Origin of the sequence: Nocardia jiangxiensis NBRC 101359 (genome assembly GCF_000308615.1) — a bacterium.
Classification (GTDB): domain Bacteria; phylum Actinomycetota; class Actinomycetes; order Mycobacteriales; family Mycobacteriaceae; genus Nocardia; species Nocardia jiangxiensis.
The window spans coordinates 193,595-209,816 of record NZ_BAGB01000041.1 but is presented as its reverse complement, the minus strand read 5'-3'; the positions used below and the strand labels follow the sequence as shown (position 1 = coordinate 209,816).

General features: G+C 67.6%; 12 protein-coding genes. 5 read left to right on the top strand and 7 right to left on the bottom strand.

The annotated features are described in order from the left end of the window. Positions 1 to 48 precede the first annotated feature (48 nt). Together ON40_RS15095 and ON40_RS15090 are read left to right on the top strand one after the other, a co-directional pair. Entirely contained in the window at positions 49 to 1,452 is a 1,404-nt protein-coding gene (locus ON40_RS15095; RefSeq protein WP_040822977.1) for a condensation domain-containing protein, read from the top strand. Between the two features lie 32 nt (positions 1,453 to 1,484). Further along, on the top strand, positions 1,485 to 2,168 hold the full coding sequence (locus ON40_RS15090; protein WP_040824099.1) for a hypothetical protein: 684 nt from the start codon (positions 1,485 to 1,487) through the stop codon (positions 2,166 to 2,168). Here ON40_RS15090 and ON40_RS15085 read toward each other — a convergent pair. After that, the gene (locus ON40_RS15085; protein WP_063713010.1) at positions 2,161 to 3,579 is read right to left on the bottom strand and encodes a lipase family protein; all 1,419 of its coding nucleotides are present in this window, start codon (positions 3,577 to 3,579) and stop codon (positions 2,161 to 2,163) included. The two genes, ON40_RS15090 and ON40_RS15085, sit on opposite strands and share 8 nt — an antisense overlap. A 216-nt stretch (positions 3,580 to 3,795) precedes the next feature. On the opposite strand from ON40_RS15085, the gene ON40_RS15080 reads away from it, so the two are divergent. Then, positions 3,796 to 5,250 carry an MFS transporter gene (locus ON40_RS15080; RefSeq protein WP_051193132.1) on the top strand — a complete coding sequence of 485 codons (1,455 nt, stop codon included), beginning with the start codon at positions 3,796 to 3,798 and terminating at the stop codon, positions 5,248 to 5,250. Here ON40_RS15080 and ON40_RS15075 read toward each other — a convergent pair. Continuing rightward, positions 5,228 to 6,247 carry an alpha/beta hydrolase gene (locus tag ON40_RS15075; RefSeq protein ID WP_040824093.1) on the bottom strand — a complete coding sequence of 340 codons (1,020 nt, stop codon included), beginning with the start codon at positions 6,245 to 6,247 and terminating at the stop codon, positions 5,228 to 5,230. The two genes, ON40_RS15080 and ON40_RS15075, sit on opposite strands and share 23 nt — an antisense overlap. A 355-nt stretch (positions 6,248 to 6,602) precedes the next feature. Here ON40_RS15075 and ON40_RS15070 point away from each other — a divergent pair, with 355 nt between their 5' ends. Together ON40_RS15070 and ON40_RS15065 are read left to right on the top strand one after the other, a co-directional pair. Then, positions 6,603 to 8,729: an AMP-binding protein gene (locus ON40_RS15070; RefSeq protein WP_051193131.1), complete on the top strand. Its 2,127-nt coding sequence runs from the start codon at positions 6,603 to 6,605 to the stop codon at positions 8,727 to 8,729. 149 nt (positions 8,730 to 8,878) lie between these two features. Continuing rightward, positions 8,879 to 9,307 (top strand): hypothetical protein, encoded by a 429-nt coding sequence (locus ON40_RS15065; RefSeq protein ID WP_051193130.1) that lies wholly within the window; start codon positions 8,879 to 8,881, stop codon positions 9,305 to 9,307. 87 nt (positions 9,308 to 9,394) lie between these two features. On the opposite strand, the gene ON40_RS15060 is transcribed toward ON40_RS15065, so the two are convergent. The 5 genes from ON40_RS15060 to ON40_RS15040 form a co-directional block, all read right to left on the bottom strand. Next, positions 9,395 to 11,047, bottom strand: coding sequence for a sigma-54-dependent Fis family transcriptional regulator (locus ON40_RS15060; RefSeq protein ID WP_063713009.1), 1,653 nt, complete (start codon positions 11,045 to 11,047; stop codon positions 9,395 to 9,397). Between the two features lie 245 nt (positions 11,048 to 11,292). Then, a complete protein-coding gene (locus ON40_RS15055) occupies positions 11,293 to 12,402 on the bottom strand; it encodes an NDMA-dependent alcohol dehydrogenase (protein ID WP_040822972.1) in 1,110 nt (369 codons plus the stop codon). A gap of 26 nt (positions 12,403 to 12,428) precedes the next feature. Next, positions 12,429 to 13,940 (bottom strand): aldehyde dehydrogenase family protein, encoded by a 1,512-nt coding sequence (locus ON40_RS15050; RefSeq protein WP_040822969.1) that lies wholly within the window; start codon positions 13,938 to 13,940, stop codon positions 12,429 to 12,431. A gap of 110 nt (positions 13,941 to 14,050) precedes the next feature. Beyond that, positions 14,051 to 15,052, bottom strand: coding sequence for an aldo/keto reductase (locus ON40_RS15045; protein WP_040822966.1), 1,002 nt, complete (start codon positions 15,050 to 15,052; stop codon positions 14,051 to 14,053). Between the two features lie 124 nt (positions 15,053 to 15,176). Next, positions 15,177 to 16,202, bottom strand: a complete 1,026-nt coding sequence (locus ON40_RS15040) for an NAD(P)H-dependent amine dehydrogenase family protein (RefSeq protein WP_051193241.1) — start codon at positions 16,200 to 16,202, stop codon at positions 15,177 to 15,179. Between the last annotated feature and the right edge of the window lie 20 nt (positions 16,203 to 16,222).

Genomic DNA, 16,222 nt, shown 5'->3' with positions numbered 1-16,222 from the left:
CGCGGGGTGGGCCGTGCGTCGGCGCGCACCGGGAAGTGAGGACATGTCGTGGTCGGTTTCGGTCTGATCGATGAGTGGGAACCAGCGCCCGGCCGCCTCACCAGCTGGGTGGCCTCGCCGCAGGCACTCGAGCGGGCCGCCCGCGCCCCGGCGCATCCCGTCCCGCCCGCACATCAGCAGGAGGAGTATCTGCGCCTGGCGGATCGGCACCGCGAGGCGGGTTTCCGGTATTCGGGCCTGTGTGTGGTGACCGCCGAGATCCCCGCCGGGGACCTCGATCGCGAGGCGATGACCCGGGTGGTGAACGCATTCCTGTTACGGCACGACAGCTTTCGCACCTGGTTCGCCCTCGGCCCCGGCGGGACGGTCCGGCGGCATCTGGTGCCCGCCGAGGCGGTCGAATTCGTCCCGGTCGACCACGGTGAGATGTACGACGCGGAAAGTATCCGCGACCACGTCGAGAAGACCACCCCGGGACCGTTCAACTGGGACTGCTTCACCTTCGGCGCCATCGAGCGCGCCGAATCCACCACCGTGTACTTGGCCGCGGACCATTTGCACACCGACGGATTCGGCCAGTACATCGCCGGATTCGAACTGGCGATGCTGTACGTCGCGCAGGTGTGGCAGGACACCGGCATGCTCACCGAACCGGCCAGCCATCTGGACTACTGCGCCCGCGAGCGCGCCTACAGCGAACAGCTGAGCCTGACTTCGCCCGGCGTGCGGCGGTGGGGACAGCTGTTGCGCGGCAACGACGGCCGATTGCCTTCCTTCCCACTGGATCTGGGCAAACGCCTGGACGGTTACAACCGCAGCGCGCACCGCACCGTCACGCTGCTGGACGCGGCCGCGGCCGAACGGTTCGACCGCCTCTGCGGCGATCAGGGGGCCGAATTCGCCGGTGGCATCTTCGCCGCGGCGGCGCTGGCCGAACGCGAATTGACCGGCAGCGACTACTACTTCGGCATGACGCCGATCAGCACTCGCGTCTCGGCGGCCGAGCGCGCGTCGGTGGGCTGGTACGTGAACCTGGTGCCGGTGGCCTTCCCGATCGGTGCGAAGACCCCGTTCACCCGCATGGTGCCGATGGCGCAGCGCGCCTACGACGACGGGCTGCTGCTCGCGCCCACCGCGCTGCACCGGGTGCTGCACCTGTTGCAGTCCGATCCGGAGATCAAGGCCGGACCCGGCTCGGGACATCCGATGATCTCCTACGTGGACACCCGCGAGTTGTCCGGTAGCGAGTACTTCGACATGGCCGACTGCGGGGTGTACGCGAACCGGGCGGCCTCGGAGGAGGTGCTGATGTGGATCAACCGTTTTCCCGAGCACACCACGTTGAGTGTCATCTATCCGGACACGCCCGTCGCGCACGAGTCGGTGGACCGCTACATCACCGCGATGGCCGCGGTATTCGCCGAGGTCGCCGGAGATGCCGCCCGAGTGTGACTCTTCGACCGTTGATCCGACAGGAGTTCAAGGTGCACACGGTCTTTCGTGACCCCGGCATCCCCGACGGCGAGCGGACCGTCTACCCGGTCCTGGTCGAGGGCCGGCCCGGCCGACTCGATCTGACCGGGGTGATCACCCGCGAACCGGACGGTTACGCCTCGCTGGTCGAGGCCCGGGCGAGCGTCGGCGACTTCGAGATGACGGTGCATCAGCGATTCCGCCGGGTGCAGGAGGGTCTGCACGCCGAAAGTTACTGTGCCGAATCGCGATCCGGCGGAGTCGTGGTCTCCCGTGAGGAGGGCCGGTTCCTGGGGGTGGAGCATCTGCAGTTCGGCGGGATGATCACACCGTTCCCGGCGAATGTGATGCCGCTGCTGGGCGGGCTGGTCCTGTTGCGCGGCCTGGACTTCACCGAGGGAGTGGAGGAATCGGTGGATCTGTGGCTGGCCTACTCGGTCCACCTGCCGTTGTCCGTGCGGGTCGAACAGTGCGCGAGTATCGACGTTCCGGCCGGGCGCATCCGTTGTCGTCAGGTGCGGCTGCGTCCGCGCCTGCCGCACCTGAACATGCTGGCGGACAGGGTGATCGGCGGATTCTTGCCCCCGGCGGTGGCGCATTTCGAGGCGGCCGAGCCGCACCGGTTGGTGCGGCTCGGCTTCCCGGTGGGGCCGATGCCGTGGGATCCGCAGGCCGTGCTGGAGTTGGCTACCTAGCCGGTATCGTCGGCGCGGCGTGGGTCGTGGGCTCGGCGGCCTCTGCCGGGCAGTCGCTCGGGGCCGGGCGGCCCTGCAGCCGCTCGTCGAGCCACTGGGTCGCCCCGATGAATCCGGCGAACATGCCGATCGCATGTTCACCTGGCACCGTGCGGGTCACCGTCCGCACACCGCGCGCGCACTGGTTCGCGAACAGATTCTTCGAATCCTGCTCCGGAATCCAGATGTCCCATATCGCGTGATAGATGTACAGCGGTGCGCCGGAGGTGCGTTCGCGCAGATCCCATGTGTCGAAGATCTGTTGCGCCAGTGGACTGTTCAGCGGATCGGCGATGGTGGTGGCGATCTGGATCGGGACGCCGGTCACCCCGAGCGGCCCGTTGCTGTCCCCGCAGGTGTCCTTCACCGGCGAGGTCGCGACCCACTGGCCCAGCTTGTTGAGATATTGCAGCAGTTCGGGATGTTCCCGCGCGGCGGCCAACGCCACCACCATGAGGATTCCGGAGGCCATATTGCCGTTGAACTTGTGCGCGATGTTCCGGTAGTCGGTGACCAGGCCGCCGGTCGTTGCGCCCGCCAGCATCCCGTCCAGATCCGGCGCGTACTCGTGCTGCAGCATCGCCGCGGAATACGAGGCGATCGCCCCGCCGGAGTAACCGCCGATCGCGAATCGACTGCGGGAGAACTGATTCGGTTCCTTCGCGCGCACGGCGCGAATGGCGTCCAGCACGATGTGCCCGGCCACGTTCGGATCCGCGTACGCCATCCGCGGTCCCTCGTGATCGGGGATCAGCACCGCGTAACCGTGTGACAGACCCCACCACGTCGTCGGCGGAATCAGGTCTCCGACACTGAATTTCGAGTGCAGGCCGTGCGCCATCGCATAACTCGGCGTGCAGCGCAGCCCGAGGGAGTTGATCGGCAGCGCGTTCACCACCACCGGGCGGCCGCCGGATCCGGTCCAAGCCGCGGCCGGGACCACCAGGGTGGCGGTGCCGAAGGAGGGCTTGCCGTTGCCGTCGGTGGTGCGGAACTTCAGCAGCAGCGCACGCTGGATGGGCACCGCCGCGAGCAGGGCCGAGGTCGCGGTCACATCGCGCGCGGAGATGATGTCGCCCGGACGTAGCCCGTTCAGGTCGGCGGGCCAGGAATCGAAGATCGGATCACCGGCCGGCGGGGACTGGATGGCCCGCCACAGCGCCGCCTGCTGCGGCGAAAGCCGGGCCTCGTGCGGCGACGGCGCAGCCGGAAGGTTCGGTGCGGGAACAGTGTTGTCGATCCACTGCTGCGGACCGCTGGGGCCCGCGTCGGCGGGTGCGGCCGAAGCGACACCGAGATTCGGTGTCGTCAGCAGACATCCGGCCAACGCGATGATCACAATTGTGCGCAGGGGTTTCACAATGCTCGTCATTCGTCCGAAACGGGGAACCACTCGACCAGGAACACACTAGCGAGAACGACCGCGTATCGCGGCCGGTGGACGGGCGGATTCGATGCGGGTTCACAGTAGCGGGCCCGCTCTTTTGTGGGGTGCCAAGGTCTTGCCCGGTGTGGGCTCGACGGTGGCGGCGACGTCGATACGCTCCAGCGGATTCGTCGGGGCAATCAGTGATCGAGGTGCGCAGAAGTGGCCGGAATCGGTGTTCGCAATCCCACAGCAGCCGTGCGCGGGGAACTGGCCGCCTGGCTGACCTTCGGCGCCTGCCTGATCTCGGTGTTCATGCAGATGATCGATGTGACCATCGTGAATACCGCGCTGCCGGACATCACCCGGGATCTGGCCGCCTCGTCCTCGGCTCAGCTGCTGGTGATCTCGGGATATTCGCTCGCATTCGCCTGCACATTGCTGACCGCGGCGCGCCTGGGCGCGCTGTGGGGGCGTCGCAGGTTGTTCCTGGTGGCCGCGGTGGCGTTCACGGCGGCCTCGGTCTGGTGCGGAATGTCAACCGGAGCAACCGAATTGGTGATCGCGCGGATCGTGCAGGGTATCGCCGGAGGCGCGATGGCCGCGCAGACCCTGGCGATCCTGGCGGCGAGTTTTCCGCGCAGCCGCCATCCGCAGGTGTTCGCGCTGTACGGGCTGGCCGCGGGCGGGGCGGGCATGGTCGGTCCCATTCTGGGCGGGATCCTGCTGACGCTGAATCTGTGGGGCCTGGGCTGGCACTGGGTGTTCCTGATCAATCTGCCGCTGGGCATCGTGGCCTTCGCGCTCGCGGCCCGTTTTCTGCACGTCGGAGCCGAATCCGACGGCGCGCGTTTGGATCTGGGCGGTGTGGTGTTGTCGGCCGCGAGCCTGCTCGCGCTGCTGTACGCGCTGGCCGACGTCCAGCAGCACGGGTGGCGGGCGCTGTCCGTGGTTATCGTGCTGGCCGCGATCGCGCTGGGCGCGGGATTCCTCGTGTACCAACGTGTTCTGATCCGCCGCGGGCGCGGCCCGCTGATGCGCCCGGACCTGTTCGCCAACCGCGGATTCGCCGTCGGCTCGATTCTGGTGACCGGATTCTTCGGCATGTTCACCGCATTCGTCTTCGCCGCCTCCATCACGCTGCAGGACGAACTGCACTTCTCGGCGCTGCGCACCGGGATCGCGATGACCGTGTTCGCGCTGGGGGCGGGGGCGGGTGCGCTCGCGGCGCCACTGTTGGTGCGACGCTGGGGTGTTCGCTCACTGGCCGGCGGCATCGCCCTCTACGCCGGATGTATGGCGGTGGCCGCGGTGTACCTGGTGCTGACCGACGGTGCGATCAGCGTGGCGCTGACGGTGGTTCCGGTCTTCGTCTCGGGCCTGGGCGTGGGGGTGTTCGGGCTGCAGTTGCAGCCGGTGATGCTCGCGGGGCTGGATCAGGGGCAGATGGGGGAGACCTCGGGTCTGCTGCCCACTCTCGAACAGATCGGCAACGCGGTCGGTCTGGCGGTGCTGAGCACGGTGTTCTTCCGTGCGCACACGCTCGGCGGGAGTATCGCGATGTTCGCTGCGATCGCCGTGGCCGCCGCCGGACTGGCCGGAGTGACGCTGCTGCTGCCCGAACCGCCGCGGCACGACGGGACCGAGGCCGGTCTCACCGATCCAGCGCCGCGCTGAGCGTCGGCCACGCGTTGTGCAGATCCTGCTGCCAGTAGCCCCACGAGTGGGTGCCGTCCGGGCGGAGCACGACCTTCGCGGGAATGTTCAACTGCCGTAACCGATCTCGCAACTCCTGCGTGCATCGCCCGGCCAGTGCGTCCAGGATGCCGCCGACCAGGAGTTGATCGCCCAGCTTCATCGGATTGTGCCCGATCCCCGGACCGTCGAGGGTGTCCAGCGGTCCAGGTAAGCCGTTCCCGGACGCGACGTACAGTGCCAGCCCGCGCAGCCGTTCGGCGTGCAGATACGGATCGTTGGCCCGCCATGCCGGATCGGTGGGCGGGCCCCACATGTTCCGGCTGTCGCCCCCGGTCGCGGTGACGATCGCGTCGACCATCAGCTGCCCGAGTGGATCGCTGGTGCGCACGCAGCCGCTGAACGACCCCACCCCGCGATACAGTTCCGGATCGGCCAGGGCCAGCTCGAACACCGACACGCCCGCCATCGACAGGCCCGCGATCGCATTCCCCCCCGCCCCGCCGAACGCCGAATCGATGATCGGGGGCAGTTCGCGGGTGAGGAAGGTGGTCCAGCGCTGACGACCGTGCACCGGATCGTCGGCGCGCCAATCAGCGAAGAAACTGCCCGCCCCGCCGACCGGCATCACGACCGTGACCTGCTTGTCCGCGAAGAACCGCGCCGCATCGGTGCGGGTGAGCCAGTTGCCGCCCCCGCTCCAGCCGCTCGGACCGCCGCCCCCGTCGATGCCGTTGAGCAGGTACAGCACCGGCGCGCGACGGGAGATATCCGGTGGGGGAAGCACTTCCACGGAGATCGGGCGGCGCATGGCGGCGGAGTGGACGGTCAGCTCTACCACGCGTCCGCGTCCGGCCACGGCGGTGAGCAGATGTGATCCGTCGGGACCGGGCCGGGCATGCGCCGAGGCGGCCGTCACGGGGTCGGCGGGCGCGGCGTCGGCGGGGGCCACCGCCATCCCGTGGCCACCCGCCAACATCGCCGCCGCGCACACCGCAACGAGGCGAACTCGGTGCGAGCGGCGAAGCCCGGTCGGATGATGCACGCGACGCCTCCCCATTGCCGGACACGATGGCAGCGACGCTAGGAGCCCGTCCGCCGCGGAACAAGGTTTCCGCGCACCCCTTGGGTTTTCCGCCAATCCGAGGCCGAACCGATTGGCCCGGACCACAATCGGCCGCGCGCGGTGGAGATGTCCGCATCTTCGCCACTGTGAAGGACTCGGACAGTGCCCGGCGGGTGCTGTGAATTCTCCGAAGGCGGCGGCGATACCTCGATGCCGAGGTGAATATTCGGCAACATGGGTCTGCACGCCTGGAACGAGGAGTACGACCTTGGTCACCGATATCGTGGAGGTGACCGCGGATATGCCGGTCGCCAGGGACACAGTCTGGCAGCTGCTCACCGAACCCGCCACCTATGCACGACTGTTCGCCGGAATCGGCGCCTGCGATCCCGTGGAGGCGATCGGAGGTCTGCCGCAGTGGCGCGTGCGGGTCGGCGGCCCGCACACCGAGGTGCGCACCCTGACGATCGGACTGCTCGACGGCGGCCGCGGGCGGCGGTTCGAGCTGCGCTGCGCGGCCGTGGGCAGCTTCGTCGCGGTGCGGCTGCGCCAGCGCGAGGACGACGTGCGGGTGACGGTGACCTATTTCGCGCCGGGCCGCATTCATCCCGCGGTCGCCGCGCTGGGCAACGAACAGCTCGAAGCCTGGACCCACGACGGACTGGGTCGGCTGGTGCAGCTGGCGCACGGGTCCTCGACCTCGATCGTGGTCAACGGCCAGGATTCGGCGCTGTCGTTCCGTGCGGCGGTGATCCGGCAGATGGTCTCCTCCGGTGTGGTGCGCACGTATCGGCTCGATCACGGTGCGCGGCAGATCGGCTCGCTGGCGACCTGGGGTTTCACCCTGGGCGGCGGGTACGCCGCCGCGGCGGCCCGGGAACCGGACGGTGCGGCGATCGTGGACCGCGACGGTGTGCGCAGCTTCACCGAGATCCACGAACGAACCCAGGCGCTGGCGGGCGCGATGTCCGCGAAGCTCGGGCTGACCTCCCGCGACGCGGTGGGACTGCTGGCCCGCAATCACGCCGGCGCGGTCGAAACCATGGTCGCCGCAGGGAAACTCGGCGTCGACGTGGTGCTGCTCAATGCGGGCCTGTCGCCCCGGCAGCTGGAGGAGACCGTGCAGCGACACCGGCTGACCACGCTGTTCGTGGACGACTGCCTGGACCCGCTGATCCGCTACCTGAACTCCGACGTGCACCGTTATCGCACCGATTACGGTGTGGCCGAACCGGATCGCGTCCCGGCGGATCCGTCGCGCACCACGATCGAGGAGCTGATCGCTCTCGGGCACAACGAATTCCGTCGTCCGCAGAGTCCCGGGCGGTTGATCGTGCTGACCTCCGGCACGAGCGGTTCGCCCAAGGGCGCGCGGCGGCCGCATCCGAAGGGCTTCGGCACCGTGGCCGCACTGCTGTCCCGGATTCCGTGGCAGATGAACGAATCCATGGTGATCCCCGCGCCGCTGTTCCACACCTGGGGCCTGGCCGCACTGCAGTTGAGTACCGCACTGCGTGCGACCGTGGTGCTGCAGGAGGAGTTCGACGCCCGCGAATGTCTGCGGCTGGTCGCCGAGAACCGTGCCAGCACACTGATTCTCGTGCCGACCATGGTGCAGCGGATCCTGGATCTGCCGCTGGCCGAACGGGCCCGGTACGACACGTCGAGCCTGCGGGTGGTCGCCAGTTGCGGTGCGCCGCTGACCGCGGCGGCGGTGCTGCGGTTCGCCGAGGTGTTCGGCGAGATCCTCTACAACGTCTACGGATCCACCGAGGTCTCCTGGGCGACGATCGCCACTCCCGAGGATCTGCGAATCTCGCCGACCAGTGCGGGCCGCCCGCCGTTGGGCACGAGAATCGCTGTGCTGGACGGTGAACGGCGTCCGGTGCCGATCGGCGCGACCGGCCGCATCTTCGTCGGCAACCGCATGCTGTTCGACGGATACGTGAACTACGCGCCGCCCGAGGAGGCCGACGGACTCCTGGACACCGGCGATCTGGGCTACCTCGATGCCGCGGGCCGGTTGTTCATCGCCGGGCGCGGTGACGAGATGATCATCTCCGGCGGCGAGAACGTCTTCCCGCGCCCGGTGGAGGAGGCGCTGTCCTATCTGCCGCAGATCACCGACGTAGCCGTGGTCGGGGTGCCCGATCGCGAATTCGGCCAGCGCCTGGCCGCCTACGTGGTCAAACGCGAAGATTCGGGCCTGGATTCGGAGATGATCCGCACCTACATCCGCAACCGCCTCAGCAGATTCTCGGTCCCCCGCGACGTCACCTTCCTCGAATCCCTCCCGCGTGGCGAGACCGGCAAGATCATCAAACGTCTACTCTCGGGTGAATACCTGCCCGGCGCACCCGCTTTCGCCGACGGCCTTCCGGACGGCGGTTCGTAACCGGCACACCGGTAGTCGCTGCACTGCCCGAAACTGGCGCATCATGCGATACCGTTCCAGTAGCCGACCTATCGAATGAGCAAGTCCAATCTGGTCAAATCCGTTGTAGTAGAATAACTTTCGTCTCGACTGAGACACTCGACTTCTGGATGTCGATCCAGATCACCCACGTCGACGACTCCGCCATCGGTGCCATAATGGAGCCGCTGGCCGCCGCATTGCGGACCCTCGACGAAGAAGACCGCCGGATCTTCGCCGAAGTCACCGAACTCGGTCTGGGCGACAGCCCGGCCGCAAACATCTGGAGGCAGCTGATGGCCGTGGACCTGTCGTTCTTCCGCTCGGAGACCTCGCAACGACTGCGCGCCGAAGGCGCAGCCCAGGGCAAGGCAGAGGGCAAGGCCCAGGGGAAGGCAGAGGGCAAGGCTGAAGCAATTCTCGACGTTCTGGCCCAGCGCCGTATCGCTGTGCCCGCCGCAGCCCACGACCGGATCACTGCTTGCACGGACCACGGCCAACTCACCTCCTGGCTCACGCGAGCGATCACCATCGAGACGATCACCGACCTGTTCGACTGAGAACCTGCGGCGATGACGGACCGAATCCACCGCATCTCGGGATCACCGGATGCGGTGTCCGCCATCGTGAGTCGCAGCTCTCGGGACTCAGCGTTCGATGATGCGCAGTGCGCGCAGGCGCGCGTACAGGGTGGTGCGGCTGATGCCGAGTTCGCTTGCGGCCCTGAGCTTGTTGCCGTTGTGGCGGCGCAATGCCTCCACGATGACGTCTCGTTCGGCGCGTTCGCGGGCGGACAGGCGGCGGGCGCGGGAGGCGACCCGATAGCGCTCGGGCAGGTCGTTGACGGTGACGTCGCCGCGGCGGCGGTGTTGCAACACGTGCGCGAGTACGGCCCTGAGTTCGTGCAGATTTCCCGGCCACGGCTGTGCGCCCAGGAGTTCGAGCACGGTGGGCAGCAGGCGGATGTCCGCGGCCGGATCCAGTTCGCGGACCATGCGAGCGGTGATGGTGGTCAGGTCGGCGGTCCGATTGCGCAGTGGTTTCAATTCCACGCGGTCGGGGCACATCGCGGCGAGGGTGGCGGGGCCGCCGGTGAGGGTGTCGGGCGGCAGCGAGGTCAGGATCAGGCGCGGCCGGTCCCGGGAATCCAGGGCCTCGGCGAGGATGTCGGCGATCGGATCCGGCAGCAGGTTGACGTTCTCCACGCAGACGGTCCCGCCGGGAGAGTCGAGCCGAGACAACAGCCGCCGCACCCACGGTTGGGTACCGGTGTAGGCGATTTCGGCGCAATTGTGGAACTCGACCTCGTCCGCGCGGGCCAGTCGCCTGGCCTCGGTGCTGCGCCCGGTGCCGCGATCCCCGGTGACCAGAACCAGATCGGCGCGCACGGCGGGGTGCGCGACCGGAATCCTCGGCGCGGCCCCGGACACTGCGGGCCGCTCGTCGATCGGATCGAGATGGAACAGTGTGCCGGTGCCCGCACCGGGAACCCGGGCGAGACCGACCCGCATCCGCGCGCCGGAGGATACGGCGATGTCCAGGGTGCGCGGCCGGGAGGAGGCATCCTCGGCCAGCATCCGCAGCACCGCGTAATCGGGCGGTCCGAGTAGATCCAGTGCGGCACGGTTGGTCAGCACCATGTCGTCGCCGATGGCCGCGATCGCGCGCCGCTGCCGCGAGACCGCCTGGAATGCGGTGAGCAGCACTCGTTCGGATGCTTTGGCCTTGTCGAGCAGTCGCTGTTCGATATCGTTCGCCGCGCGGGTCAGGAACGGGGCCAGCAGCGGGTCGGCGCGAGAACCTGCGCTGGTGATGTCCAGGACGCCCTCGAGCCGCTTGGTGACCGGATGCCAGATCGGGTGGCCGTAACAGGTGAAGTTCTTGAATCGCTCGACGTAATGTTCGGCGCCGTTCACCACGATGCCCTGCCGGGTCTCCAGCGCCGTGCCCAGCGCATTGGTGCCGACCGCCTCCTCGGCCATACTCACCCCGCCGCGGATGCCGAGAGTGTCCAGGGTCGATTCGACGCGCGGATTGTCGAACCAGCGATAGATGAGCCGGCAGTCGCGGTCGGCCAGCAGCAGGCTGTACGCGGTGCCGGCGAGTGCGTTGGACATCTGGTCGAGCACCGGCGAGGCCGCATCGAGCAGATGACCGCGCGGATCGAATTCCACGGCGGGCAGATCGTCGAATCCGTCGAATTCCGGTGCGACTCCGCAGAGCCGGGATCGCTTCCAGGACAGTTCGATTTCCGACCGCGGCACGAGCGTGCGTAGCTGTCCGGATTGCCGCGCCCTCATGCCTACTCCTTGCGTTCGGCGCAGCGCACCGCGCCGAACGCCCGATCGTGGTCACAGATCGGGCCAGAATATCAACGCTGATGTGTGCTACGTCACTTTCCGTGGTTCCGGGGAATTATCCGTGACGCGACATCCCGCGCGGTGTCCAGGATCTGAACACCGCACCGGCCCCGAGCGCGCCGGATCTCACCGCGGACGACGGCGATCCGAGGTCCGCGGTGAGATCCGTTGTGCGGTGCGCGGGTTCAGGAGTGCACGATGATCCCGCGAATGTTCTTGCCGTCGCGCAGATCCTGATAACCCTTGTTGACATCCTCGAGCCCGTACCGGGTGGTGATGAGCTCGTCGAGCTTCAGCTGGCCCGCGTCGTAGAGGCGCAGCAGTTTGACGATGTCGTACTGCGGGTTGCAGGAGCCGAACAGGCTGCCGGTGATGGTCTTCCCGTTCAGCGTCAGCATGGCGCCGGAGACGTGCACCGTGGCCTTGGCCGGATCGGCCAGACCGGTGATCACCACGGTGCCGCCCTTGCCGACGATGTCGAACGCCGCGGAGACGACCTCCTCGGTGACCGTGCCGACGGTGATGATCGCCTGATCCGCGCCCTGGCCCCAGGACAGCTCGGTGACCTTCACCGCCGCCTCCTCCGCACTCGCGAAGGCATGGCTCGCACCCATTTTCAGTGCGGTGTCGCGCTTGAACGCGATCGGGTCGACCACGACGACGTACTTGGCCCCGGCGTGCACCGCACCCTGCACCGCGTTGATACCCAGGCCGCCGATCCCGTACACGACGGTGACGTCACCGACGCGGACATGACCGGCATTGGTGGCGCTGCCCCAGCCGGAGGGCACACCGCAGCCGACGACGACCGCGGTGTCCAGCGGCAGCCACGGATCGATCTTGACCACCGAATGCTGCGAGATGGTGGCCCGCTCGGCGAAGGTGCCGAGCATGCACATCGCACCGAAATCCGTTCCACCGGAATGGAATCGGAACGTACCGTCGGGCATGCAGCCGTCCAGGATGGTGGCGCCCATATCGCAGAGGTTCTGCCGGCCGGTGGAGCAGTAGCGGCAGGTGCCGCAGTTCGGGATGAAGCTGCACACCACGTGATCGCCGGGAGCGACCTTCGTGACGCCCGCCCCGACCTCCTCGATGACGCCCGAGCCCTCGTGGCCGCCGACGATCGGATAGCGCGGCGGCAGATCACCGTCGGTCAGATGCAGATCCGAATGGCACAGGCCCGCGGCGGTATAGCGGATGAGCACCTCACCGGGACCGGGACCGTCCAGGTCCAGTTCCATCAGCTCGAACGGCTTTCCGGCTTCCAGGAGTACTGCTGCTGTGGTTTTCATGGTTCTTCTCCAGCAATGAGTTTCGGTCAGAGCGCGACGTTGACGGCCTTGGTCTGCAGATACAGATCCATCGCGGCCGCGCCCAGCTCGCGCCCCCAGCCGGATTGCTTGTAGCCGCCGAACGGCAGTGCGGTGTCGAAGCCGTTGTACTGGTTGATCCACACCGATCCGGCCTTCAGTTGCCGGGCGACTCGATGCGCCCGGGACAGGTCCCGGGTCCAGATCCCCGCGGCCAGGCCGTATTCGGAGTCGTTGGCCGCGAGCACCGCGGGGGCGATGCCCTCCTCGGCGTCGAACGGCAGCGCCGCGACCACCGGGCCGAAGATCTCCTCCCGCACGATGCTGAATTCCGGTCGCACATCGACGAATACGGTCGGCTCGACGAAATATCCCTTGTCGCCGAACCGCTTTCCGCCGGTCAGCGCTCGTGCTCCGGCGGCGGTCCCGGCCTCGAGGTAGCCGGTGACCCGGTCGAACTGTTCCTGGGATACCAGCGGTCCGAGCTGAGAGGTCGGATCCAGCCCCGGCCCGATCTTCACCGCCGCCGCGGCCTCGGCGACCGCCTCGGTGAACTCGCCGAAGATCTTGTCCTCCACGAACAGTCGCGTTCCGGCGACACAGCACTGGCCGTGATTGAACAGCCACGCGTTGAGCGATCCGGCGACCGCGGACTCGAAATCCGCGTCCGCGAACACGATGTTGGGGCTCTTGCCGCCCAGTTCCAGCGATACCTTCTTCAGATTGCCCCGGGCCGCGTCGACGACCAGCTTGCCGACCTCGGTGGATCCGGTGAACGCGACCTTGTCCACCGCGTCGTGCGCGGACAGTGCCGCACCGGCGTCCCCGAATCCGGTCACGATATTGACCACACCGGGGGGAAATCCGGCCTCCTGGAACACTTCTCCGAGCAGGAGCGCGGTGAGCGGGGTCTGTTCGGCGGGCTTGAGCACGACGGTGTTCCCGGCAGCCAGCGCGGGCGCGAGCTTCCAGGACGCCATCAGCAGCGGGAAGTTCCACGGAATGATCAGCCCGCACACCCCGACCGGCTCGCGCAGGGTGTACGCGTGGAACTGGCTGCCCGGCGGGGCGAACGGCATCGAGACGTTCACCGTCGAGCCCTCGATCTTGGTGGCCCAGCCCGCGAAGTACCGGAACACATCCGCGGCCCACGCGACGTCGACCGCCGTCGCGATCCCGGCGGATTTGCCGTTGTCCAGCGATTCCAGTTCGCCGAATTCCTGTGCGCGCTCGGTCAGGATGTCACCGACGCGCCACAGCAGCCGCTCGCGCTCGTTGGGTTTCATCCACTGCCACGGGCCCTCGTCGAAGGCGGTGCGGGCCGCGCGCACCGCGCGATCCACGTCGGCGGCCTCCCCGTGCGCCACCTCGGCCAGCACCTCGCCGTCGGCGGGATTGTGGGTCGGGAACGTTCTGCCCGACACCGCGTCGACCCACTCGCCGTCGATCAGCAACTGCTTTCGACCGGACAGGTACGAGCGGATATCGGCGCGGATCGGGTAATCGGAGACCACCGTCATCGAAACCTCCTGAGTACATCGTGATGTGACACAGGCCATACTGCGTCCGACGGCGACGGCCGAGATGTACAGAAACTGAACAGGGTTTCGTGGTGGTCGCGGACCGGAATTCAGGAGCGGTGCGTGATCCCGGTCTGGGCGTTCGGGCCGGGGGTGACCTTGGTGACCGGGACGTCGCCGAGCGCTTCGTCGGCGGCGGCGAGCAGCTCGTCCGAGAGTTCCACGCCGGAAGCGATGCTGTTGGCGTGGACCTGTTCGGGGCGGGATGCGCCGATGATCGCCGAGGCGACCTCGCTGCGGCGCAGGACCCAGGCCAGGGCGAGGGTCGGCATGCTGATGCCCGCGCCCTCCGCGAGCGGGACCAGGCGCTGCACCGCTTCGGCCGCGGCCTCGCTGTTGACCAGGCCCTGTGCGAATCCCATTGTCTCACTGGCGAATCGGGTTCCGGCCGGAGCGGGCTGTCCGGGGAGATACTTGCCGGTGAGCAGGCCCTGAGCCAGGGGTGACCAGACGATGTTGGAGATGCCGCTCTTCGAGGTCAGGTCGAACAGTTCGACCTCGGGAGCCTGCCAGAGCATCGAGTACTGCGGCTGGGAGGACACGAACAGATCGGGTCCGCCGATCTCGATCGCGGCGCTGATCTGCTCGTTGGTCCATTCGCTGAAGCCGAGGTAGCGCGCCTTGCCCTGTTCGACCACCCGTTGCAGCGCTTCGACGGTGTCCTCGATCGGCACCACGGGATCGAAGCGGTGCGCCTGGTACAGATCGACGTAGTCGGTCCGCAGCCGGGTCAGCGAGGCGTCGATCTGCTTGGCGATCTGGGCGGGGGACAGGCCCGCGTCGGCGGGATCGTCGGACATCTGCCCCCACACCTTGGTGGCGAGGATGTAGGAGTCGCGGGGATGCTCGGAAAGGATTTCGCCCCAAGCGGTTTCGGCCGCACCGCGGCCGTAGACGTTGGCGGTGTCGAAGAAGTTGATGCCCGCGTCGAAGGCCGCCTCGGTGCAGGCGCGGGTGGCATCGGCGGCGACGCCGCCGGAATAGGTGAGCCAGGACCCGAGCGAGATCTCCGAGACCTGGAGATCGGAACTGCCGAGCTTGCGATACCGCATCGGTGCACCTTTCAGTGGTGGTGGTGCTGATCAGGAGTGATGCCGAGGCGGAACGCCCGCCCCGGCACGCGCTCTCCATGTAACCAGCGATCGCGCACGCCCGCTCGACCGGATCAGGCGCCACTCACTGCTTGAAGCGCCCCGCGAATCCGCGCAACGGCAGATCGGCGCTGGTCAGGATGCCCGGCGGCGCGGCGACCACCGAGCGGATGGCGTTGAGCGCGGGCAGTCCGGTGACGGTCATGCCGATGGAGGCGAACGCGGCCGGATCGGACAGATCGACGCCCGCCTTCGGGAAGATCATGTGTTTGCTGTAGATGCTGGGATCGCCGGTGATGTGAGTGATGTAGCAGCCCTTCACATCCCACTTCGGATCGGTGTGCGGGGTCATCTGCCATTCGAGGTGCGATTCGATCCGGGGCTGCCCGTCCACGATGCCCTGATATTTGATGTAGTTCCCGCCCAGTGAGCCCTTCGGCAGCTGGTACCAGCCCAGATCCACGTCCCGGGTGCACGCGCCGAGTTCGTAGTCGAAGGTGACCTCGTCCAGCTCGAGTCCGAAGCAGTCGGCCATCAGGTAGACCGAATCGGCGAACACCCGGGTGAACTTCTCCAGCGAGGCCGGGAGCGAGGGGTCCTCGACCGGCTTGCCGTAACCCACCTCGATCCAGGTCGCCGCCGAATGATGGCAGGACACGTCCACCGACTCGATGACGGTGACGTTCTCGATATCCGCGACGTCGCAGGAGTGCGTCACCCCGAGGATCTGGCACAGACCCGGATTCATACCCGTCCCGTAGAACGTGGAACCGCCACGCTCACAAGCCGATTGCAGGACCTCGCTGACCTTGCGCCCCGAGGGATGCGGGTGGTTCTGATCGCGGTGGTGCCCGGTGATCCAGTCGGCCGTGGTCACGATGTCGATGCCCGCCTCGAGGACCTGCTCGTAGAGGGCCTCGTCCGGAAACACGCCGTGGAAGGTCATCACATCGGGCCGGGCGGCGATGATCTCCTCGACGGTGCCGGTGGCCGTCACACCGATCGGCTCCAGTCCGGCGATCTCACCGGCGTCGCGGCCGATCTTCTCCGGTGTGTAACAGTGCAATCCGATCAATTCCAGGTCGGGGCGGTCGGTGATGCGCTTGATCATCTCCGTGCCGACATTGCCCG